This window comes from Duganella rivi (assembly GCF_009857435.1).
Lineage (GTDB): Bacteria > Pseudomonadota > Gammaproteobacteria > Burkholderiales > Burkholderiaceae_D > Rugamonas > Rugamonas rivi.
On sequence record NZ_WWCK01000010.1, the window covers coordinates 59,982 to 81,662 of the forward strand.

Below are 21,681 nucleotides of genomic sequence, written 5' to 3' on the forward strand. Positions count from 1 at the left end.
CGAGGCACACGTATGAGAATCACGACTTCGACCCCGGACGGGATGGCCGTCCAGCGCGTGGCCGATAGCGCCCCGGTGGACGGCGCCGAGGCGGTGCACGCCCCTGCCCCGGCGCCGCTGCAATCGGCGGTGTTGCAACCGGCGCTGCAAGCGATGCGCGAGCTGCCGGAAATTGACCAGGAAAAAGTCGACCTGCTGCGCAACGCGCTGGCCAAGGGCGAGCTGCCGTTTGATCCGGGCAAGCTAGCCGGCCTGATCCAGCGCTTCCACGGGAGCGAGCAGTGATTGTTAGCAACAACCTCCCGCGCCAGGACGCCATGCGTCTGCTGCTGGCCGGGATTGCAGAAGATTTGCAAGCCTATCCTCAATTGCAAGCGCTGCTCGAGCAGCAATTCCAAGCCGCCCTGCGCCACAAAGCCGCCGAACTGGGGCCGGTGGCGGAGGCGATTTCCACCCTGGTCGACACCATGCAAGAGCGCCGCGCGCTGCGCGTGGCGCTGGTACAACGCTTGGTAGGCCCGCAAGGCACCATGCTGCAGGCTTTTGCCTTGCTGAAAAATGCGGCACGGGAGAGAATGGAAGCGGACTGGAACACGCTGGAACAGGCCGTCATTACGTGCAAAGCCGTGAGCAAGCGTAATGCCGACCTGCTGGTAGAGCAATACAGCATCATGCAGCGCGTGCTGCATGGCGAGGAGCAAATTTATGCGCCAGCTTAGCGCGACGCAGGCAACTGCGCCGACGGCCGCAACCGTATCGAATATCACCGCCAGCCGCCCTACCGCGGCTACTGGCGGCATGGCCGCGACCGGGGCCTTCAGCAACGCGTTTCAACAGGTGCAGGCCGACGTCGCCGCCTACATCGCCAAGGGCGACGGCGGCTTTGCCAGCAACGCCCAGCCGACCTCACAAGCGATGAGCCTGCAAGCGATGGCCTTGCGCAACCGCAGCGTCAATCACGAGGAAGAAGAACACGGCGTCGACAGCGAGATGCAGCAGCAATTCCTCGCCTCGATCAAGCCATGGGCCGAGGAAACCGCCGGCAAGCTCGGCGTGTCGCCGGAACTGGTGGCCGCCCACGCCGCGCTGGAATCGGGCTGGGGCAAGCAGCCGATGAAAAACGGCGCCGCCAGCGCCAACAACCTGTTCGGCGTCAAGGCCGGCAGCAACTGGCAAGGCGAAGTGGCCGTCGCCAGCACTACCGAGTACGAGCACGGCGCCATGCTGCGCAAGACCGAGCGCTTCCGCAGCTACCCGGACACCGCCAGCGCCTTCCGCGACTACGCCAGCCTGCTGACCAGCAATCCGCGCTACGCGGCGGCGCTCAACAGCGGCAGCGATGCCAAGGCCTTTGCCGGTGCGCTGGCCAAGGCCGGCTACGCCACCGATCCCAACTATGCAGACAAGCTGGGCAAGATCGCCGCGCAATTGCAGCGCGGCGGCGGCCTGGCCGGCCTTACTCCGACGGGGGACTAGCAGTGATCGGCGCAGAGACAGGTTCCACCGTGGCCGCGCCAGTCACCCGGGCGCGGATCACCGTGCCATTTGCATTGCGCACCCGCACCGTGTCGCCGCGCGCGCCGGCATCGAGCGCCTCGCCTGCCATGCTGACCTCGATTTGCTCCTGGCGCGCAACGATGCGCACCAGCTCGCCGCGCTTGACCAGGGTCGGCGAACTGAGCAAGGTTTTCCGTAAAATTTCGCCGGCCCGCAGCGCGCGCTTGCCGCTCATGCCGACGGCGTCTTGCGGATCGCTGATGCTGTCGCTGATGGCCGAGATGTCGTGGCGCTCCAGCAACACATCTTCATCTGCCAGTACTTTCCCTGCTGCCAAGTCGCTTGCCATCACAGCAATGCGCGCCGACACTTGCGCGCGCACGATGAACTCATATCGCCAGCCCGCCGCACCGCTGCAGACGGCAATGAAACGCATGCGGCTCGGCAAGCGCGTATCGGCTGCGGTGACCGTCACTGCTTGGCCGCATGCGGCCAGCGGCCTGCTGCCGGGCACCACCGTTACCCCCAATTGCGGCTCGCTCAAACCGGCGGCCTCGGCCCAACGCTCGATGTGCCTGCGTGCCGCTGCTTCGACGATTCCCGGCACCTGTTCCGCTGCCACTTGCGCTGGCGCAGAAAATACCGAAGAAAATGGAATGCAAAACAGCAACATTCCAGCCGAAACAGTTACAATACATTTGTTGTACATGAGCAATAGCCTCTACTATGATGCGATAGGTCATTCTACAGGGCGGCTAGTAGTTGCCGCCACTCATGTCGACGCGTTTTACTGCAACGTCACCACAGGGGAACAGTATGGGCATTAATTTCAAAGAGGCGGCTGGGGTACACGCCGATGCGCTGGCCTTGCGCGCCGAGCGCACCCGCATCCTGGCGGCCAATATCGCCAACGAGAACACGCCCGGCTTCCAGGCGCAGGACATGGATTTCAGCGCCACGCTGGCCAATGTGCAGGCGGTCGGCAATGGCGACCTCGGTGACGGCGGCGACAGCGCCCTGATGTACCGCGTCCCCTACCACCCTACGCGCGACGGCAACACCGTGGAAATCGGCGTCGAGCAGGCGGCGTTCTCGCAGAACGCCACCGACTTTGCCACCAGCCTGACCTTCGTCAACATGAAACTCAAAGGCCTGGCGAAAGCCATCAGCGGCCAGTAAGGCAGGAACCAGTATGTCCTTCAAGAATATTTCAGAGATCGCCGGCTCGGCGATGGCGGCCCAGTCGGTACGCCTGAATACCATCGCTTCCAACCTGGCCAACGCCGATTCGGTGGCCGGCACCGAGGCCGATACCTACCGCGCCCGCAAGCCGGTGTTTGCCGCCGTCATGAGCGACAGCCCGGACGGCATGAACAGCGCTGGCGGCAAGGTGCAGGTGCTGGACGTGGTGCAGTCGGACGAGCCGCTGCGCCAGGTCTACGAGCCCGGCAACCCGATGGCCAACGCCGAGGGCATGGTGTTCTACCCTAACGTCAATCAAGTGGCAGAGATGACCGACATGATGTCGGCATCGCGCGCATTTGAGACCAATGTTGAAGTGCTCGGCCGCATCCGTTCGATGCAGAGCTCCCTCCTTAAACTCGGTGAAGGCTAAGTCATGACCGTCAGTCTCCTCAACAACAACGGCAGCTCGTCCAGCACGGGCAACAGCAGCATCATTGGCAACACCGCCAGTGAAACCTCGGATATGTTCACCAAGCTGCTGGTGGCGCAGATCCAGAATCAGGATCCGCTGTCGCCGACCGACCCGGCGCAATTCGTCCAGCAGCTGACCCAGCTGTCGCAGACCGAATCGCTGCAAAACCTGACCAGCATCACCACCGCCAGCGCCAGCGCGCTGTCGAGCCTGCAAGTGATGGCGCTCGGCGGCCAGGTTGGCTCGGACGTGATGATCAGCACCAAGAACGTCAAGATCGACGGCAGCGACAGCAAGATCACCGGCCAGACCACGCTGGCCGCGTCGAGCACCGCCACCACCGTGGTGCTGACCGGCGCTGACGGCACGCGCCACGAGATCAAGCTGGGCACGCAAGCGCCGGGCACCGTCAGCTTCACCATCGACCCGGTCAAGCTCGGCCTGGACGAAGGCAGCTACAGCATCGCCATTGAGACCAGCAGCAAGGAAGTGCCGGGCGTTGAGATTCAAGGCCGTCTCAACAACGTGCGCCTGCTGTCGACCGGCGCAGTGCAGCTCAACGTCGCCAACATCGGCGACACCGGCTCGGACACCATTACTTCGTTTAACGGCAAGACCGCCACTCAATCTGTTCTCTAAGGAAGGACTCCACCATGAGTTTCGATATCGCATTGTCTGGCATCCAGGCCATTAACGATTCGCTGGACGTAACCAGCCACAATATCGCCAACGCCGGCACCTACGGTTACAAGTCGAGCCGCGCCAACTTCTCGACCCTGGTGGCGGGCAACCAGCAGACCGGCGTCAAGGTCGGCTCGATCACCCAGAGCATCGGCCTGGCCGGCGGCATCCTGAACACCGGCAACACCAAGGACGCGTCGATCAACGGCCGCGGCTTCTTCGTCACGCGCGCCAGCGACAACACCCTGCAATACACCCGCGTCGGCATTTTCAACGCTTCGGAAGACGGCTACCTGACCGACGCTTCGGGCCGCAAAGTGCAAGGCCGCTCGCTGACCCCGCCAAGCACCACGCTGGGCGCTGAAGGCGACCTGAAAATCCCTACCGGCCAGATTCCAGCCGTGGTCAGCCAGAAGGCCAACTACGTCGGCAATCTGTCGTCCGACTGGTCGATCACCACCTACGATGCCTCGACGGTGACCCCAACCACGCCGCCAGACCCAAGCACCTACAACATGGCCAAGACCACGACCATGTACGACACCCTCGGCGGCAAGCACAGTCTGACCCAATACTTCAGCAGCACCGCGCCGGGCCAAGTGGCAGTCAACTACACGCTGGACGGCAACCCGATTCCCGGCAACACCACGCTGGAATTCGACACCAACACCGGCCAAATGACGGTGCCGGATCCGCTGGTCGCCAAAGGCGTGGTGACGTTGGGCGACCTGAGCGCAATCGACACCTCCGACGCAACGCTGTGGCCGAAATTCACCAGCGGCGCCAAGATGGGCAACGCTGTCACCATCGACTACACCGGCACCAGCTACTTCGCCGGCGAAGCCACCACCGCCACCAACAACGCTGACGGCTATGCCTCGGGCACCTACCAGGGCATCGACCTGGGCAGCGACGGCTCGGTGATCGCCAAGTACAGCAACGGCGAGAAGCAATCGATCGGCAAGATCGTACTGGCCACCTTTGCCGACGAAGGCGCCCTGACCCAGATCAGCGACACCAGCTGGGTGGAGTCGAACAGCTCCGGCCCGGCCAACACCGACGTCGCCGGCGTCGGCGTCAACGGCTCGCTCAGCGTTGCCACCCTGGAGCAATCCAACGTCGACATCACCTCGGAACTGGTCGGCCTGATGACTTCGCAGCGCAACTACCAGGCCAACTCGAAAGTGATTCAGACCGAGTCGACCATGCTGCAATCGCTGATGCAAGCCATCTAAGGACACGCTGACACATGGACGCGCTGATTTACACCGCCATGAGCGGAGCCGAACGGGCTCTGCGCGGGCAACAGGTGCACGCCAACAACCTGGCCAATATCGACACAGGCGGCTTCCGCGCCAACATGGAGCAGTCGGCCGCGCAATCGGTCAACGGCTACGGTTACGACGACCGCCATATGTCGCAGTTGCAGGCCAACTCGGTCTCGACCAAGCCGGGCGCCATGAAAAGCACCGGCCGCGATCTGGACGTGGCAGTGGCCGGCAACGGCTTCCTGACCGTGCAAACGCAGGGCGGCGGCGAGGCCTACACCCGCGCCGGCGCCATGGTGCTCGATGAAAACGGCACCCTGCGCGTCAACGGCGACGTGGTGCTGGGCGAAGGCGGCCCGATCACCCTGCCCGAGTACACCAACATCGCCATCGGCAACGACGGCACCATCTCGATCCAGGCGCCGGGCACCACCACCATGCAGGTGATCGACAAGCTGCGCCTGGTGAAAGCGGAAGCGTCCGAGCTGACCAAGAACCAGCAAGGCTTGATGGTGGCGCGCGACGGCAATCCGCTGGCCACCGATCCTACCGTGGTGCTGCGTCCCGGCCACCTGGAAGGCAGCAATGTCTCGGCCGTTGAAGAAATGGTGTCGGTGATGAGCCTGAACCGCACTTTTGAAATCCAGATGAAATTGTTCTCGGCCACCGATTCGATGACCGAAGCCGGCAACCGCCTGATTAGCGGCAGCTAATCCACAAACACGACAGGGAGAAAACCATGAATCCAGCAATGTGGATCAGCAAAACCGGCGTACAAGCGCAAGACCAGAAACTGCAAGCCATCGCCAACAACCTGGCCAATGCCAACACGGTCGGCTTCAAGCGCGACCGCGTGGTGTTTGAAGACCTGTTCTACTCGGTGGAACAGCAGCCGGGCGCGCAGCGCGCCGACAACAACACCCTGACCCCGTCCGGCGTCCAGCTCGGTAACGGCGTGCACATGGTCGGCACCCAGAAGGTGTTCACCCAGGGCATCCTGCAAACCACCCAGCGCGAACTCGACATCTCGGTGATGGGCAACGGCTTCCTGTCGGTGCGCCAGCCTGACGGCACCACCGCCTACACCCGCGCCGGCCAGCTGCAGGTGGACGCCAACGGCATCCTGGTCAACGCCAGCGGCCTGCCGCTGATCCCGCAGATCACCGTGCCGGCCAACGCCACCGCGCTGAGCATCGGCGAAGATGGCACCGTGTCGGCCAAGATCGCCGACAACGCCACCCTGCAACAGCTGGGCCAGCTGACCCTGACCTCCTTCATCAACCCGACCGGCCTGCTGGCCCTCGGTGAAAACCTGTTTGCCGAAACGCCGTCGTCGGGCACGCCGACCGAGGGCACGCCGGGCACCGCCCAGTGGGGCAAGATCAAGCAAGGCACGCTGGAAGGCTCGAATGTGCAGGTGGTGGAAGAGATGGTCGACATGATCGCCGCCCAGCGCACCTACGAGATGAACACCAAGGTGCTGTCGGCTGCCGACAATATGCTGCAATACCTGTCGCAGGCGGCACGCTGATGAAATCCGCACTGCCTGCTCTGCTGCTGACGGCGCTTTCCCTGGCCGGCTGCGCCGCATTGCAGCCGCCGGCCGTGCGTCCCGGTCCTACCGACGAACCGCCGCCGGTAGCGCGCAACAGCGGGCCGCGCGGCGTATCGGGCGGCGTGTTCAGCACCGATGTTGGTTTGTCGCTGACCTCGGACAGCCGCGCCTTCCGCGTTGGCGACGTGGTCACCGTCAACCTGCAAGAAACCACGCAGGCCAGCAAGAAGGCCGGCACCAGCTTTTCCAAGGAATCGGCCGACAACATCAACGCGCCTAATTTGCTGGGCAAGACCTTCGGCAAGGCCGCGGTCGGCCTCGGCGCTTCGAACAGCTTTACCGGCGACGCCACCAGCACCCAGCAAAATGCGCTGACCGGCGCCATCACCGTGATCGTGCAGGAAGTGCTGCCGAACGGCTTGCTGCGCGTGTCGGGCGAAAAAACCCTGACCCTGAACAACGGCGAAGAATTCGTGCGCCTGCGCGGCTACCTGCGCGCGGCCGATATCGACGCCGACAACCAAGTGTCGTCACTGCGCATCGCCAACGCCCGCATCGCCTACTCGGCGCAGGGCACGCTGGCCGATTCGCAGCAGCCGGGCTGGCTGACGCGCTTCTTCAACGGCCCGCTGATGCCATTCTAAGTACGAACGGGTGATCCAATGAATTTTCGCAAGCTTCTCCTCGCCCTGCCCCTGGCCTTGTCGCTGGCCGTGCCGGCCCACGCCGCACAGGCGCTGCGCAACCTGGTTGCCATCGAGGGCGTGCGCGACAACCCGCTGGTCGGCTACGGCCTGGTGGTGGGCTTGAACGGCAGCGGCGACTCGACCCAGGTCAAGTTCTCCAGCCAGTCGGTGATCAATATGCTCAAGCAGTTCGGCGTGAAAGTGCCGGACGGTACCGACGCCAAATCCAAGAACGTGGCCACCGTGATGGTGTCGGCGGTGTTCCCGCCCGGCTACCGCAAGGGCCAGAGCATCGACGTGGTGGTGTCCTCGATGGGCGACGCCAAGAGCCTGCGCGGCGGCGCCCTGCTGCTGACGCCGATGCGCGCGGCCGACGGCGAAGTCTACGCGCTGGCGCAAGGCAACGTGGTGGTGGGCGGCTTTAGCGCCCAGGGCAAATCCGGCTCCTCGATCACCGTCAACACCCCGACCTCGGGCCGCATTCCGAGCGGCGCCAACATCGAGCGCGAGATCGGCACCGACTTTGCCACCAAGCCGACGGTGCGCCTGTCGCTGCGCCATCCGCACTTCCAGACCGCGATCAACATCGTCGACTCGATCAACAAGCGCTTTGGCGACATCGCCAGCGCCAGCGACGCCACCAGCGTGGACGTGGTCGCACCGAGCAACCCAACCCAGCGCGTGGCCTTCATGGCCAAGCTGGAAGCGATGAATATCGACGTCGGCGAAGATGCGCCGAAAGTGGTGTTCAACTCGCGCACCGGCACCGTGGTGATTGCCGAAGGCTTGCGCGTGCGCGCCGCCGCCGTCACCCACGGCTCGCTCAAGGTAGTGATTTCCGAATCGACCAAGGTCAGCCAGCCGAATGCGCTGGCCGGCGGCCAGACCGTGGCCGCGCCGCAATCGCAGGTGACGGCCGACCAGGGCCCGGCGCAAATGTTCAAGTGGCCGGCCGGCGCCAAGCTGCAATCGATTATCGACGTGGTCAACAGCCTCGGCGCCACCCCGGACGACATCATGGCGATCTTGCAGGCGCTCGACCAGGCCGGCGCCATCGAAGGCGAACTGGTCGTCATCTAAGGAACCACCATGGACAACACTTTCGACCCGTCCCGCCTGCTGGCCAAGGGCACGGCCGGCCAACTGAGCGGCACCCACGTCGAGCCGCAAGTGGCTGCCGCCGGCGACAATGTCGATCCGGCCTACCGCGCCAAGGCCACCGAGGCCGCCATCAAGTTTGAAAGCTTCTTCATCGGCCACATGCTGCACCAGATGCGCGACGGCACCCGCGCGCTGGCCGCCGAGGACAGCCCGAGCAAGAGCCGCATCAACGACGATATGCTGGATATGGCCGACAACCTGGTGGCCGACCAGATGGCCGGCAAGCGCGCCTTCGGCGTAGCCGACGCCATCCTGCGCCAGCTGTTGCCGCAACAACAATCTGCACCGGCTGTTAATGTTGCTAGTTCGCAAAATATAGACCCATCGCTTAATCAACAGCAATAAACGGTCGCCCGTTATGGATATCGGGCCAGTGCGGCAAAGCGCGCACGGGCTCCTCGGACTTCACCAGGAAAGACCCGCTACATGACCATCTCTAACAACGCACTGTCGGGCGCCCTGGCCGCCCAAGCTGCACTGAACGTCGTCAGTCAGAATATTGCCAATTCCCAAACCAAGGGCTATACCCGCCAAGGTGTGCTGCTGGTGGCCGTGCCGCCGCAGTCGGGCCAGCTATCGGGTGGCAACGGTGTGCAGATCGGCTCGCTGCTGCGTTTTAGCGATTCCTACAAGTCGCAGCAAATGTGGCGCGCCAATTCGGATCTGGGGCAGCGTTCGCAAGTCCAGCCTTACCTGACGCAGATGGAAAAAGTGATGAGCGACGACAAGTCGAGCATCAGCTACGGCATCGACACCTTCTTCAAGGCGCTGAATGCGGCCGGCGTCGACCCGACTTCGAGCCCGCTGCGCCAGGCCGTGATCACGGCGGCCGACTCGATGTCGCAACAGATCAACAGTATTTACAACGTCACCGCCAACCAGCTGATCTCGGTGCAGCAGCAGCAAAACGCCATCCTGCCGTCGCTCAACGAGTCGCTGGCTGGGATTGCCGCGCTCAACCAGCAGATCGTGGCGGTCGGCGCTTCGGGCAGCAATACCTCGGCGCTGATCGACCAGCGCGAACAGCTGATCGACAAGGTCGCCTCGCAAATCGGCGTGGAAGTCATCACCAACCCGGACGGCAGCGCCGCCGTGTCGCTGAAGACCGGCCAGCCGCTGGTGGTCGGCAACACCGCATCGAGCATCAACTACGACACCACCAGCGGCAGCCGCGTGCTGACCGCGACCTTCGCCGGCACCAAGTTCTCGCTTGACGATACCAAGGTCAGCGGCCAACTGGGCGGCCTGGCCGACTACAAGGCCAACACCCTGCTGCCGCTGCAAAAATCGATTTCCGAGGTGGCCGAGCAAATGTCGGCCAAAGTCAACGCCGTGCTGACCAGCGGCCTGAAGAGCGATGGCACGCCGGGCCAGGCGCTGCTGGAATTCAATCCGACCAGCGCCACCGGCCTGCTGCAAATAGCCACCGGCTTCCAGACCACCGACCTGGCGTTCTCCAGCGACGGCACGCCGGGCGACAGCGGCAACCTGCAAAAACTGATCGACATCAAGGGCCAGCCGATCACCCTGACCACGCTGGGCAGCGTGCTGCTAGGCGACGCCGACACCCAGATCGTCGGCCAGCTGGGCATCGACAGCCAGCAGAACCAGGCGCAGCTGAAAACCGCCACCACCATCCGCACCCAGGCGGAAGACGACTGGAAGTCGACCAGCGCGGTCAATACCGACGAGGAAGCCATCAACCTGGTGGAATTCCAGAATATGTACCAAGCGAACATGAAGGTGATTGCCGTGGCCAATAGCCTGTTCGACTCGACGCTGCAAATGTTCGGTTAAGGAGAGCCTGAATGCGTATCGCCACTAGTCAATTCCAGGCCACCATGAACCGCGGCCTGCAAGATAATCAGAGTGTGCTGGCCTCGCTGACCGCGCGCATGGCCAGCGGCAACAAGCTGGAAGTGCCGTCCGACGACCCGGTGACTGCGGTGCGCTTGTCGCGCCTGGCCCGCGAGGAAGCCATCGTCGGCCAGTACCGCGACAATATCTCGGCCATCAAGATCCGCCTGTCGACCAACGAGACCTACCTGACCTCGATGGTCAACGACATCACCCAGAGCCACGACTTGCTGGTCTGGGCCGCCGATTCGAGCAACACCGGCGAGGACTTGAAGTCGATGACGCAGACCATGACCTCGCTGCGCGACAGCCTGTACTACAGCGCCAACCAGAAGGATCAGGAAGGCCGCTACGTGTTCTCCGGCACCCTGACCGACACTCCGGCCATCAAGTACGACCCGAACGCGGCCATCGGCTCGCGCTACACCTTCGAGGGCAATACCAAGCAGCAGAAGTCGGTGGTCGGCAACGGCATTACCCAGACCGTCAACGTCGACGTCAGCGGCCTGGAAAACCTGCTCAACCAGATGGACACCACCATCTACGAGCTATCGCAGCCCGGCATTACCGCCGCGACGCCGTCGCTGAGCGCGGCCATCACCGCCAACATGGAAGGCGCCAGCGACACGCTGGAATTCATCGCCAGCAAGATTGCCAGCTTCGGCGGCGCCCAGAACGTGATGGAAACCCTGGACGGCAACCACGCCAACGTCAGCCTGTCGAACAAGACCGCGATCCACGACCTCGGCTCGCTGGACTACGGCGAGGCGGCGACCGAACTGAACGGCTACAACCTGGCGCTGCAAGCGTCGTACAAGGCTTACTCGAAAATCAGTAACCTGTCGCTGTTCAACATCCTGTAATTTTTTTAGCGAACCAGCGTATGCAAATCACGTCCACCGCCACACCTCAAGTCATTGTGCCAGGCGCCCATGCCGGCAATGCCACTGCGGTGGACGGCACCTCGCTGGGACTGAACGGCGAGAACGCCGCCACCGCCACTCCGGTTACGCCGACGCCGAACTCGGCGGCGCCGCTGCGCCGCGGCTTGAACAACTGGGATCAGCCGCTGCAAGGCGATATCTCGGGCGCCCAGCAGGCGCTCGACTTCCTCGAGCAAAGCGCGGCCCAGCTGCGCAATCTGAAGGCCGACCTCAGCGCCCGCCTGGCCAACCGCCAGCGCGCCGACGGCACCCTGGAAGCGCGCGTGCGCCAGTTCAGCAATAGCTGGCGCAACCGCACCACCGCGTCCGGCGGCACGCTCGATGCGCGCCTGAAATTCAGCAACAAGGGCACCAACACCACCTTCACCGTGCGCGGCATGAACCTGGCCAATTTGCGCAACGGCGGCCGCGAGGTGCTGGCGATTTCCATCGGCGGCGGCCAGAACGTCCGTTCGGTGGTGATCGAGCCGGGCCTGAGCGATGCGCAAATCGCCCAGCGTTTCGACGAGGCGCTGGCGCCGAGCGGCGTGCGCGCCGGGATCAGCGACGACGGCCAGCTGGAGTTTTCCACCGCCGAATCGCAGTGGGCCAATGTGCGCGACACCATTGCCGTGCAAGGCAGCGGCATCCGCTTCCCTACCGGTCAATTGAACCGCGTGAAGGCCGAGGCCGAAGCACCGGAAGTCGATCCCGACAGCTGGAATACCAGCGACCTGGAATCGATCCGTTCCACCCTGCAGCAAGTGGTGCAAGCGCTGGCCAAGGTAGAAGCGTCGATCGCCTCGGTGCACCAGGCGCTGATGCAAGTGACCGCGCGGGTGCAAAACGCCGCGCCGGCCGCCACCAAGAGCGGCATGGATCAAGTGGCGCAGAACTTTGTCAGCACCACCAAGCAGCCCGGCTACCAGTCGCTGCTGTCGATCACCTCGGCGCTGGCTGGCATCAGCCGCGAGCGCGTGGTTTCCTTGCTCAGCTTGCGCTAATTCAGCAGGCCAAGGCCGCGCCGCGCCAGCGCGGCAAACTCATCCACCGGCAGCGCCCCGGCAAACACATAACCCTGCGCATAATCGCAGCCAGCCATGGCCAGCAAGCCGCTTTGCGCCGGCGTTTCCACCCCTTCCGCCACCACCCGCAGACCCAGCTTGTGCGCCATGACGATCAGCGCCTCGCACATGGCGAGGTCGCCGCTGTCGCTGGCCAGGTGCTGGATGAAGCTGCCGTCCAGCTTGAGCAAGTCGATGCCGAAGTGCTTGAGGTGCGATAGCGAGGAATAGCCGGTGCCGAAGTTGTCGAGCGCCACCTGCAAGCCCATCTCGCGCAGCTCGCGCAAGCGGTCATTGATGCGCGGCGAGCCGTCCAGCAGCACGCCCTCGGTGATTTCCAGCACGATGCTGCGCGGCGGCAGCCCCAGGCGCGAGGCCAGCTGGAGCCAGTCCACGTACAGCGCGGTATCGCCGCGCAGCTGCGCTGGCGACTGGTTGATGCTGACCTGGAAACCGCTGCCCAGCTCCTCCTGCCAGCGCTTGGTCTGTTGCGCTACCTGGCGGAAGACCCAGTCGCCGATTTCCAGCATCATGCCGCCGGATTCGGCAAACGGCAGAAACTCGGCCGGCGTCAGCAAGCCTTGCTCCGGGTGGCGCCAGCGCAGCAGCGCCTCGGCACGCTCGATGCGGCCGGTTTGCAGGTTGACGATGGGCTGGTAGTGCAGCTCGAACTGTTCCTGTGCCAGTGCCGCGCGCAAGTCCAAGGTCACTTGCTGGCGCGCCTGCGCCGCCAGCTGCAAATCGGGCGTGAAATAGCTGTAGCGGTTGCGCCCGCCCTGCTTGGCCGCGTACATGGCTTGATCGGCGCTGCGCAGCAAGTCGTCCGGCGCGGCGGCGTCGGCCGGGTACAGCGCGATGCCGACGCTGGCCGAGATGCTGGGCTGGGCACCATCCAGCGCGAACGGCCGGCCCAGCAGCGCCAGCATGGCTTGCACGATGCGGTCGATGCCGTCGGCCTGCTCGAGCCCGGACAAGATCACCGTGAACTCGTCGCCGCCCAGCCGCGCCACCGTGTCCGAGCTGCGCACGCACAGGCCGATGCGGCGCGCCGCTTCCACCAGCACCGCGTCGCCCTGCTGGTGGCCGAGCGTGTCGTTGACCGCCTTGAAGCCGTCCAGATCGATGAACAGCAGCGCCAGCTGCGAGCCCTCGCGCCGCGCTTTCTTGATTTCCTGCTGCAGGCGGTCTTGGAACATATGGCGGTTGGGCAGCGCCGTCAGCGTGTCGAAATTGGCCTGGTGCCAGATCAGCTCGGCAGAGGCGCGGCTGGCCGTGATGTCGGTCACCAGCGCCAGCGCGCCGCGGTAGCTGCCGTCGTTGTCAAAGATGGGATTGGTGGCCAGCGTGGCCCACAAGTCGCTGCCGTCCTTGCGCATGAACTTGAACTCGTGGCGCTCCGACAAGCCCTGCTGGCGGCGCGCGATATTGCGTTCGAGGATGGTGCGTCCCTCCTCGTCCATGAAGGCCACCAGCGGCTGCTCCAGCATTTCCTCGATGCTGTAGCCGAGCATCTGCGCCATCTTGGGATTGACGAAGCTGGTGCGGGCGTTGGCGTCGATTTCCCAGATGCCCTCCTCGGCGTTGTGAACGATGCGGCGGAAGCGCTCCTCGCTGCGTTCCAGCGCGGCCAGCTTGCCCTCGGCCAGCTCCAGCACCACGCGGATGGCCTGGCCGCTGCTGTCGACACTGGCGCGCAGCGACACCGGGAAGCCCTGCTGGTTGCGGTTGCGCAGCATCTGCAAGTCGCACTGCTCGGGCTGGGTGGTGTTGATGGCGCGCCGCAGGAAGCCGTCGAAATCCTCGTGGAAGCGGGCGGCGATGAATTGGCGGAACGGCAGCCGCTCCGGGTTGTTGCGCGGCACGCCGAGCAGATCCGCGCCGACCACGTTCATTTGCAGGATGGTGGTGTCGAACGACAGCACGAAATAGCCGACCGGCGCCAGCAGGTAGATATCATTGAAATAATCTTGATCGGCGCCGTGGCCGATGGCCGCGTACGGCGCCACTGCAGCCTCGTCCGCGAGGACTGCCAGCCCGGGCAGCTCAGCGTGCATAGTCTTATCCATACACCCCCTTCGTTGATGTCTTTAGACTAACATCAGGCGGCGGCGATGTCGAGCATGCGGGCTATCGGGAGTGGTGCGCGCGGTTCAAGCGTTGTTCTGCGCGCCGTTGCAGCGCCTCAAACAGCAAGCTGAGCAGCCAATAGATGCCAGCGGCGGCCAGATACAGCGGCAGCGGCTGGAAAGTGGTGGCAATCACTTCCTTGGTGGACAACATCAATTCAGTCAGGGTGATCACCGAGACCAGCGAGGTATCCTTGATCAGGCTGATCAGCGTATTGCTCATGGCCGGCACCGCCACTCGCAGCGCTTGCGGCAGCACCACGTAGTACAGCGTGCGCCAGTAGCCTAGACCAAGGCTGAAACTGGCCGCCCACTGGCCCTTGCTGATCGAGGCGATCGCGCCGCGCAAGCTCTCGGACAGGAAAGCGCCCGAGTTCAGGCTCAGCGCCAGGATACCGGCCGTGACCGGCGTGAATTCAATCCCGACGCTGGGCAGGCCGTAGTAAATCACGAACATCTGCACCAGCAGCGGCGTGCCGCGCATCAGGCTGACGTAGACACTGGCCGGCCACGACAGCAGCCGGTACGGCAACAGCCGCAGCACCGCCACCGGGAAGCCGATCAGCAAGCCGCCCACCATGGCCGCCAGCGCGAACAGCACCGTGTAGCCGGCGCCGCGCAGCATGACGGGTGCGGCTTCGTGCAGCAGTTCCAGCCATTCCATCGCTTACGGCGCCTTGCTGACGTCGACGCCGAACCATTTCACCGAGATGGCTTTCAGGCTGCCGTCGGCGGCCGCATCGGCCAGCACCTTGTTGAGTGCAGCCTTGAATTCGGGATTGCCCTTCTTGAACGGAATGCCCATGCGCTCGACCGCGCCGACTTGCGCGCCGGCCTTGATCGGCAGCTTGGAAATTTTCAGCAGATAGGCCGACATCAGGCTATCGTTGAGCGCCGCGTCGATGCGGCCGGACGCCAGGTCCGACATGGTGTCCGGCGCGGCCGCGTAGCTGCGCACCTCGACGCCGGCAACCGCCTTGGCTTGCTGCTCGTAGACGCTGCCCTGCCCCACGCCGAGCTTCTTGCCCTTGAGGTCGGCCAGCGATTTGTAAGCTGCCGTGTCGTTACTGCGCACGATCAGCTGCGGCATCGAGTAAATATACGGCTGGGAAAAATCAAAGGCCTGCTCGCGCTTGGGATTGATGCCCACCTGCGAGATGATCACGTCGTACTTGCCCGCCGCCAGCCCGGCCAGGATACTGGCCCACTCGCTGCTGACAAATTCCACCTTCAAGCCCAGCTTGGCCGCCACCAGCTTGGCGACATCCACGTCATAACCAGCCAGCTCACCGTTCTTTTCCTTGTAATTGAACGGCGGGTAAGTGCCTTCCAGCGCCACTTTGAGCGTGCCGCGCGATTTCACCGTGGCCAGCAGATCGGCCGCCGCAGCAGGCAAAGCCAGCGCAGCAGCGGCCAGCACCAGAATGAAATGACGTTTCAGCATAAAACTCCTCTACCACGCGCCCATGCGGCGACGCAGCCCAAAATTGTGGCCCACGACCAAAATAGAGCTGGCGATCAAGCCGCTCAGCCCTATCATCAACTGCACCAGCTTATCGTCCGGCAGCACCCACATGCGTCCCGGCGGCGCTTCCTGCACCCGCGCAGCGGCCATGATCAGCGGTGCGATCCATTCCGCTTCCTCGGTCACGTCGAGCACGATGTGGCCGTCCTGCGTGGTCTGCATATAAATCTCGCCGCCCTCGGCCAAGGTGAAGCAAACGCCGTACCCGGTTTCATTCTTGCCGATGTGCTGCTGGAGCGCCTGATTATGCTCCTCGATCCACAGCTCGACGTCGGCCGGTGTTTCCAGCCCGCTCCACGGCACCGGGCGGAAGCGCGGTGCTGCTTGATTATCCTGCATGGTATTCCTGTTGAAACTCGCCAAACCGCCAGTGTAGCCGATCCGGGGTCACCCCTTCCATGTCCTTTGCAGGCCGGTGTCGGCGTGGATCCAGCCGCCGCTCGGGCCGGCGCGGTAGTAAAAGCCCACGCCGCCCTGGCGAAAACTCTTCACCAGCCCGCCCAGCACCTCGGCATTCAGGTTGGCGATGCGGATATCGGCCGCCCGTCCCACCATATGCAGGGACTGGCGCGCAGCAGGAACGCCGGCCTCGCGCAGCTTGTTATTGGAGGCCGGGGTGCGATAGCCGGACAAAATCTCCAGCGGCCCGTCGATGCCGTAGCGGCGCACGAAAGCTTGCGTGCCCCACAGCGTTTCAAACAGCTTGGGATCGATGTTGCGGGTCTCGTTGCCGCCATTAATGTCGCGCATCAAGTGACACAAGTCCTGGTAGGCCGAGTCAATGACCTCGCCGTCCTTCCAGTACAGCAGCTTGGCGCGCTCTTTGCTGGCTGGACGGATCACCTCGATGGTGCGCGGACGCAGCCAGAATTCCAGGTCGAGCGCCTGCGCGTCGAAAATATCGGGCGGCGGCGCCATGCCCATACCAGACGGCGCCGATTGCTCAGACGCGCGCGCCATGCTGCTGGATGGCGCCGGTGCCGGCGCTGGTGTCGGCTTGGGTGCAGGCTGGGCAATGCTGCTATGCCGCTGCTGCACGCTGGAAGCACAACCAATCAGCGGCACTGACAAGAAACTCGCCGCAGTCAGCCCTAAAAAATCCCTGCGCGTCGCCATAACATCCACCCTACCGTAAAAAGCAATATTGCCACTATAGCCTATGCGGAGGGAAAGAAAAACCGTCCTAACTTACGTTTAAGAAATGATACAGCTGCCGCAGCGATACAAAAATTGTGTATCGGAAACTTTACAACCGCTGCAGTTATATGCATTTTTGATGGCAGGCATTCCAACAATAAAGTATTCATATATGACGCATCGCAGTATAGTTCAGCCGTACCAGATGAGTTTTCCCATCGAACTAATTCACCGGAGCCTACCATGATTACCCGTTCTATCATCGCCCTGTCCCTGATCGCCCTGTCGACCATCAACCCAGCCAGCGCCGCTGCCCCAGCCGGCCGCCTGAACAACGCTGAGTGCGACGTGCCTAGCTACCGCAACTCGTGGCAAGACGACGAGCTGACCGGCAACGTCAAGCTGGCCGTGCTGGTCGATGCCAAAGGCAACGTGCAAGACACCAAAGTGATTTCGTCGAGCGGCCACGTGGCACTGGACAAAGCTTCGCTGCGCGCCAGCACCGGCTGCAAATTCAAGCCAGCGACCAACGGCAGCGAACCAGTCTGGGCACAAGTGCAATACAACTGGGTTCTGAACTAATGTTTATGCTGCGCGCCGCGCCGGTTCTTGCAACAAGACCGAGCGTGGCTCGTCAAGCAGATACCCTTGCACCAGCAATGACACACCTGCGGCCGCGCTAAGTTCGCGCAAGGCCGACAGGTGCTGCGGCGTCTCCAGCCGCTTGAACACCAGCTCCACACCGGCAGCAGCGCAACGCTGCAAGAGCGCCGTCAAACCTTCCCTGTCCTGTAATTCGCGCGCGTCGAGCTTGAACACGTCGGGCCGCAAGCGATCGAGCACGTCCACGCCATCCCGTGCGCTATTCACATTGACCGCGAAACGGAAGCCGTTGCGGCGATAGTTGTCCGACACATAATTGAGCAACCAGCCTTGCTGCGGCGTGGCCGCCGGCAATTGCAGCACCACCCGCTCCAGCGGCAACTCCAGCGCATCGAGGATGCGGCGGAACGCGTGGCCGTGATTGCTGCTGACCGCGCTCAGCAAGCGGTCATGCACGTTCAAGTACAGGTCGGTCGTGGTATTTTCCGCTTGCCGGAAGAAATTAATCGAATGCAGCATGCGGCACAGCCGATCCAGTTCGATCGACTCATCGTCGCTGGCGGCGTGATCGAGCAGCTTCCACAGCGACAGTCCCTGATCCTGCGCCGACACGCTGCGCGCCAGTCCCTCGTACGCCTTGACCTCGCCGCTGTCCAGGTGCCGGATCGGCTGGAACGCGCTGCTCATGGTGCAATTGAAAAACCGCCCTTGCGCCTTGCCCTCGTGATCGAGCCAGATGCTGGAAGCAGCGCCGGTGGCGTCGGATAGACGCGCCAGGTACTTTTGCAGGATGGGAAATAACATGGAACTCCTCGTGGGGTACGAACAATGTCGACAGCGTATGCGCGCGCGTAGGAAAGCAGAACGAATGCTTTCAGCTATGGATATGCCAAAACATTCGTTCCGCCGGGGCAGCACGGCCGTTATCGTGAGGACATCGTTTAACTAAAGTCGTTATCCCATGTGCCAATTACTTGCGATGAGCAGCAACAAACCCGCCGCGGTGGACTTTTCCTTTGCCGGCTTCGCCGAGCGCGGCGGCCGCACCGGCGAGCACAAGGATGGCTGGGGCATCGCCCTGCACACGCCGACCGGCTGCCGGCTGTACACCGACTACCTGCCGTCGATCCACTCGCCGCTGGCCGCCCAGTTCAAGCAAAGCCCGATCAAGGCGCGCAGCGTGGTGGCCCACATCCGCAAGGCCACGCAGGGCCGCGTGTCGCTGGAAAACAGCCACCCGTTCACGCGCGAGCTGTGGGGCCAGACCTGGTCATTCGCGCATAACGGCGATCTCAAGCTGTTTGATCCGAATCCCAGCCTGTACGCGCCGTGGGGCGACACCGATAGCGAACGCGCCTTCTGCCACTTGCTGTCCGGCCTGGCGCTGCGCTTCGAGCAGCAGCCCGAGCGCCACGTCTTGTACGCGGCGCTGGAAACGCTGGCCGGCGAGATTGCCGACTACGGCACCTTCAATTTCATCCTCTCCAACGGCGACTTGCTGTTTGCGCACTGCAGCACCGACCTGCACGTGGTGGTGCGCGAGTACCCGTTCTCGGTGGCGCACCTGATCGATTGCGACCTCAGCATCGACTTCAGCCGCCATAACCATCTCGACGACCGCATCGCCGTGATCGCCACCCAGCCGCTGACCTCCAACGAAACGTGGACGCGCTTTGCGACAGGCGAACTCAAGCTGTTTGCCGGTGGGATCGAGGTGGGAGCAGCGCCGGAGCGGCGCGAGAACTTGCGGGTGGCGTACTAATTAATCTCAGGCGGTATTGCAGTTGCAGAACTTCTTGCGCTTGGGCGCATTGGGGCACGTAGCGTCTTCGTCGAGCTGCTTCCAGAAAAACACCGTCTCAACACCGTAGGGCGAACGCACCATGCCGGCGTCGGTGTAGCCACGCTGGTTGAAAAATGCCTTCCCAGTCGCGGTGCTGTGCAGTTGCAACGCCTTCACGCCCCAGCTGCAAGCCTGTTCCTCCATGCGTTTCAGCAGCGCCGTGCCGACCCCCTGCCCGCGCGCTTCCGGCAGCAAATAACACAATGCCAGTTTGCCAGCGCCGGTCAGCAAGGCGACGCCGACGACAACACCTTCGCTCAATGCCACGAGCGAAAAATTGGTGGGCGAACTAAACCAGTTAGCCACCATCTGCGGGGTTTTATTGCCTAGCCACGCATCAAGGACGGCGGGATCATTTTTATGATCCGCCTCGCAGCACTCCTTGATGGAACGGCGTAAGACGTTGCATGCCGCTTCTGCATCCGTCGACGCGGCAATACGAATTTCGAGACTCATGTATGCTCACAAAACTTTACTAAGGGCGACTATACACCAAGCTGGATAAGGCCGTCGGATGCTGCCAGACTAGTGGGCGCTTCGATATTTGCCCACTAATGTTTTCAAAAATCCATATACGTTTTATAGTGGACTTCTAAGCATATTACGAAAAATTCGTATCTTTTCCGGGCGAAATTTTACACCATGGACGTCTGTTATTACGAAAGCTCATTATGACCACTAAAAATACTGCGCGCCGCGTTGTCATCTCCTCGTTCTTGGCCGCCTCGGCCGCCCTGCTGGGCCTGACGCTGCAAGCGCAAGCTGCCGACACCGTGCTGCTCAATGCCGCTTATGACGTTACCCGCGAGCTGTTTAAAGAGATCAATCCGGCTTTCGTCGCCCAGTGGAAGAAAACCACCGGCGAAAGCATCGACGTCAACCAGTCGCACGGCGGCTCGTCCAAGCAGGCGCGCTCGGTGGCCGATGGCCTGGAAGCGTCGGTGGTCACCATGAACCAGGCCAACGACATCGATATCCTGGTCGAGCGCGGTGTGGTGGCGGCCGACTGGGCCAAGAAATTCCCGAACAATGCCTCGCCGTTCTACTCCACCATGGTGTACCTCGTGCGCAAGGGCAATCCTAAACAGATCAAGGACTGGGCCGATCTGGCCAAGCCGGGCGTGAAAGTCATCATTCCGCACCCTAAAACCTCGGGCAACGGCCGCTACACCTATCTGGCCGCGTGGGGCGCGGTAATCAAAAAAGGCGGCAACGAAGCGCAGGCGCGCGATCTGGTCGGCAAGATCTTCAAGAACGTGCCAGTGCTGGACGCCGGCGGCCGCGGCGCCACCACCACGTTCACCCAGCGTGAAATCGGCGACGTGCTGGTGACCTTTGAAAACGAAGTGAATCTGGTGCGCGAAGAGTTCGGCGACAAGTTTGACGTGGTCTACCCTTCGATCTCGATCCTGGCCGAATCGCCGGTGGCCGTGGTCGATAAAGTGGTCGACAAGCGCAACCTGCGCAAGCAAGCGACCGGCTACATCAACTTCCTGTACAGCGAAGAAGGCCAGGACATCATCGCCAAGCACTCGCTGCGCCCACGCTCGGAGAAAGCGTTCAAGAAATATAACGCCAACTTCCGTCAGGTCACCTTGTTCACCATCGACGACGTGTTCGGCGGCTGGAAAGCAGCGCAGGCCAAGCACTTTGCCGATGGCGGCGAGTTCGACAAAATCTATAACAAGTAACTGAGCAAATAAGATTATTCGGAACGATTCGTTCTCAAATGGCCGTCGGCCCCGTAATCTGGAAGCGTAATAATCAACCCAGACAAAGGAAGCACGATGGCCATTTCTGAAATTAATGTACGCAATCAATTCCGTGGCAAGATCAAGGAAATCATCTTTGGCCCAGTCGTTTCGGAAGTCGATGTGGAGACCCAGCACGGTATCGTCACCTCGGTGATTACCTCGCGCTCGATTCAAGACTTGAACCTCAAAGTCGGCAGCGAAGTGATTGCGCTGGTGAAATCGACCGAGGTTTCCATCGCCAAGATCGGCAGCTAGTTACACCCCGTCCCGGCCACCGCCGTGTCCGGTCTACGGAAAAAAGCCCTGGGCGCTCCCGTCCCAGGGCTTTTTTGCATAGAATCCGA

General features: G+C 62.7%; 27 protein-coding genes. 19 read left to right on the forward strand and 8 right to left on the reverse strand.

Translation table 11 applies throughout. The features are described 5' to 3' along the window. Positions 1-12: 12 nt before the first annotated feature. The 3 genes from GTP45_RS27190 to GTP45_RS27200 are packed head-to-tail and all read left to right on the forward strand — an operon-like array spanning position 13 to position 1,476. Positions 13-285, forward strand: a complete 273-nt coding sequence (locus tag GTP45_RS27190; protein WP_161016973.1) for a flagellar biosynthesis anti-sigma factor FlgM — start codon at positions 13-15, stop codon at positions 283-285. Continuing rightward, positions 282-719 carry a flagellar export chaperone FlgN gene (flgN, locus tag GTP45_RS27195; RefSeq protein ID WP_371874528.1) on the forward strand — a complete coding sequence of 146 codons (438 nt, stop codon included), beginning with the start codon at positions 282-284 and terminating at the stop codon, positions 717-719. The genes GTP45_RS27190 and flgN overlap by 4 nt, the downstream gene beginning before the upstream one ends. Beyond that, positions 706-1,476: a glucosaminidase domain-containing protein gene (locus tag GTP45_RS27200; RefSeq protein WP_161016974.1), complete on the forward strand. Its 771-nt coding sequence runs from the start codon at positions 706-708 to the stop codon at positions 1,474-1,476. The genes flgN and GTP45_RS27200 overlap by 14 nt, the downstream gene beginning before the upstream one ends. Here the strand turns inward: GTP45_RS27200 and flgA are convergent. Further along, positions 1,457-2,119, reverse strand: coding sequence for a flagellar basal body P-ring formation chaperone FlgA (gene flgA, locus GTP45_RS27205; RefSeq protein ID WP_371874529.1), 663 nt, complete (start codon positions 2,117-2,119; stop codon positions 1,457-1,459). The two genes, GTP45_RS27200 and flgA, sit on opposite strands and share 20 nt — an antisense overlap. Before the next feature lie 194 nt (positions 2,120-2,313). Between flgA and flgB the strand changes: the two genes are divergently transcribed. The 12 genes from flgB (at position 2,314) to GTP45_RS27265 (ending at position 12,289) form a co-directional block, all read left to right on the forward strand. Then, positions 2,314-2,676 (forward strand): flagellar basal body rod protein FlgB, encoded by a 363-nt coding sequence (gene flgB, locus GTP45_RS27210; protein WP_161016976.1) that lies wholly within the window; start codon positions 2,314-2,316, stop codon positions 2,674-2,676. A 13-nt stretch (positions 2,677-2,689) separates the two neighbouring features. Then, on the forward strand, positions 2,690-3,112 hold the full coding sequence (gene flgC / locus GTP45_RS27215) for a flagellar basal body rod protein FlgC (protein ID WP_161016977.1): 423 nt from the start codon (positions 2,690-2,692) through the stop codon (positions 3,110-3,112). Positions 3,113-3,115: 3 nt separating this feature from the next. Next, positions 3,116-3,793, forward strand: coding sequence for a flagellar hook capping FlgD N-terminal domain-containing protein (locus tag GTP45_RS27220; protein WP_161016978.1), 678 nt, complete (start codon positions 3,116-3,118; stop codon positions 3,791-3,793). A gap of 14 nt (positions 3,794-3,807) precedes the next feature. Then, positions 3,808-5,070, forward strand: coding sequence for a flagellar hook protein FlgE (locus GTP45_RS27225; protein ID WP_161016979.1), 1,263 nt, complete (start codon positions 3,808-3,810; stop codon positions 5,068-5,070). A gap of 14 nt (positions 5,071-5,084) precedes the next feature. Continuing rightward, a complete protein-coding gene (locus tag GTP45_RS27230; protein ID WP_161016980.1) occupies positions 5,085-5,816 on the forward strand; it encodes a flagellar basal body rod protein FlgF in 732 nt (243 codons plus the stop codon). A 26-nt stretch (positions 5,817-5,842) separates the two neighbouring features. Beyond that, positions 5,843-6,634, forward strand: a complete 792-nt coding sequence (flgG, locus tag GTP45_RS27235; protein WP_174821680.1) for a flagellar basal-body rod protein FlgG — start codon at positions 5,843-5,845, stop codon at positions 6,632-6,634. Continuing rightward, entirely contained in the window at positions 6,634-7,302 is a 669-nt protein-coding gene (gene flgH / locus GTP45_RS27240) for a flagellar basal body L-ring protein FlgH (RefSeq protein WP_161016981.1), read from the forward strand. Before flgG ends, flgH begins: the two co-directional genes overlap by 1 nt. A gap of 18 nt (positions 7,303-7,320) precedes the next feature. Then, on the forward strand, positions 7,321-8,424 hold the full coding sequence (locus GTP45_RS27245; RefSeq protein WP_161016982.1) for a flagellar basal body P-ring protein FlgI: 1,104 nt from the start codon (positions 7,321-7,323) through the stop codon (positions 8,422-8,424). A 9-nt stretch (positions 8,425-8,433) separates the two neighbouring features. Further along, positions 8,434-8,850, forward strand: coding sequence for a rod-binding protein (locus GTP45_RS27250; RefSeq protein WP_161016983.1), 417 nt, complete (start codon positions 8,434-8,436; stop codon positions 8,848-8,850). Positions 8,851-8,931: 81 nt separating this feature from the next. Next, positions 8,932-10,302: a flagellar hook-associated protein FlgK gene (gene flgK, locus GTP45_RS27255; RefSeq protein WP_161016984.1), complete on the forward strand. Its 1,371-nt coding sequence runs from the start codon at positions 8,932-8,934 to the stop codon at positions 10,300-10,302. 11 nt (positions 10,303-10,313) lie between these two features. Beyond that, the gene (gene flgL, locus GTP45_RS27260; RefSeq protein ID WP_161016985.1) at positions 10,314-11,225 is read left to right on the forward strand and encodes a flagellar hook-associated protein FlgL; all 912 of its coding nucleotides are present in this window, start codon (positions 10,314-10,316) and stop codon (positions 11,223-11,225) included. A gap of 20 nt (positions 11,226-11,245) precedes the next feature. Next, a complete protein-coding gene (locus tag GTP45_RS27265) occupies positions 11,246-12,289 on the forward strand; it encodes a hypothetical protein (protein ID WP_161016986.1) in 1,044 nt (347 codons plus the stop codon). On the opposite strand, the gene GTP45_RS27270 is transcribed toward GTP45_RS27265, so the two are convergent. The 5 genes from GTP45_RS27270 to GTP45_RS27290 all read right to left on the reverse strand — a co-directional run bounded on the left by GTP45_RS27270 (position 12,286) and on the right by GTP45_RS27290 (position 16,960). Next, positions 12,286-14,415: a putative bifunctional diguanylate cyclase/phosphodiesterase gene (locus GTP45_RS27270; RefSeq protein WP_161016987.1), complete on the reverse strand. Its 2,130-nt coding sequence runs from the start codon at positions 14,413-14,415 to the stop codon at positions 12,286-12,288. The two genes, GTP45_RS27265 and GTP45_RS27270, sit on opposite strands and share 4 nt — an antisense overlap. 61 nt (positions 14,416-14,476) lie before the next feature. After that, a complete protein-coding gene (locus tag GTP45_RS27275; protein WP_161016988.1) occupies positions 14,477-15,139 on the reverse strand; it encodes an amino acid ABC transporter permease in 663 nt (220 codons plus the stop codon). A gap of 3 nt (positions 15,140-15,142) precedes the next feature. Further along, positions 15,143-15,919 (reverse strand): transporter substrate-binding domain-containing protein, encoded by a 777-nt coding sequence (locus GTP45_RS27280; protein WP_161016989.1) that lies wholly within the window; start codon positions 15,917-15,919, stop codon positions 15,143-15,145. A gap of 9 nt (positions 15,920-15,928) precedes the next feature. Further along, positions 15,929-16,339, reverse strand: a complete 411-nt coding sequence (locus GTP45_RS27285; protein WP_161016990.1) for a hypothetical protein — start codon at positions 16,337-16,339, stop codon at positions 15,929-15,931. A gap of 48 nt (positions 16,340-16,387) precedes the next feature. Continuing rightward, positions 16,388-16,960, reverse strand: a complete 573-nt coding sequence (locus GTP45_RS27290; protein ID WP_161017006.1) for a YcbK family protein — start codon at positions 16,958-16,960, stop codon at positions 16,388-16,390. 420 nt (positions 16,961-17,380) lie between these two features. Between GTP45_RS27290 and GTP45_RS27295 the strand changes: the two genes are divergently transcribed. Continuing rightward, positions 17,381-17,719 carry an energy transducer TonB gene (locus GTP45_RS27295; protein WP_161016991.1) on the forward strand — a complete coding sequence of 113 codons (339 nt, stop codon included), beginning with the start codon at positions 17,381-17,383 and terminating at the stop codon, positions 17,717-17,719. A 3-nt stretch (positions 17,720-17,722) separates the two neighbouring features. Here GTP45_RS27295 and GTP45_RS27300 read toward each other — a convergent pair whose 3' ends face one another. Continuing rightward, a complete protein-coding gene (locus GTP45_RS27300) occupies positions 17,723-18,544 on the reverse strand; it encodes an EAL domain-containing protein (protein WP_161016992.1) in 822 nt (273 codons plus the stop codon). Between the two features lie 157 nt (positions 18,545-18,701). Here GTP45_RS27300 and GTP45_RS27305 point away from each other — a divergent pair, with 157 nt between their 5' ends. Further along, the gene (locus GTP45_RS27305; protein ID WP_161016993.1) at positions 18,702-19,502 is read left to right on the forward strand and encodes a class II glutamine amidotransferase; all 801 of its coding nucleotides are present in this window, start codon (positions 18,702-18,704) and stop codon (positions 19,500-19,502) included. A gap of 6 nt (positions 19,503-19,508) precedes the next feature. Here the strand turns inward: GTP45_RS27305 and GTP45_RS27310 are convergent, their stop codons facing one another. After that, positions 19,509-20,039, reverse strand: a complete 531-nt coding sequence (locus GTP45_RS27310; protein WP_161016994.1) for a GNAT family N-acetyltransferase — start codon at positions 20,037-20,039, stop codon at positions 19,509-19,511. Positions 20,040-20,254: 215 nt separating this feature from the next. On the opposite strand from GTP45_RS27310, the gene GTP45_RS27315 reads away from it, so the two are divergent. Together GTP45_RS27315 and GTP45_RS27320 are read left to right on the forward strand one after the other, a co-directional pair. After that, the gene (locus GTP45_RS27315; RefSeq protein ID WP_161016995.1) at positions 20,255-21,274 is read left to right on the forward strand and encodes a sulfate ABC transporter substrate-binding protein; all 1,020 of its coding nucleotides are present in this window, start codon (positions 20,255-20,257) and stop codon (positions 21,272-21,274) included. Between the two features lie 96 nt (positions 21,275-21,370). Continuing rightward, the gene (locus GTP45_RS27320; protein WP_072784171.1) at positions 21,371-21,592 is read left to right on the forward strand and encodes a TOBE domain-containing protein; all 222 of its coding nucleotides are present in this window, start codon (positions 21,371-21,373) and stop codon (positions 21,590-21,592) included. Positions 21,593-21,681: the final 89 nt, after the last annotated feature.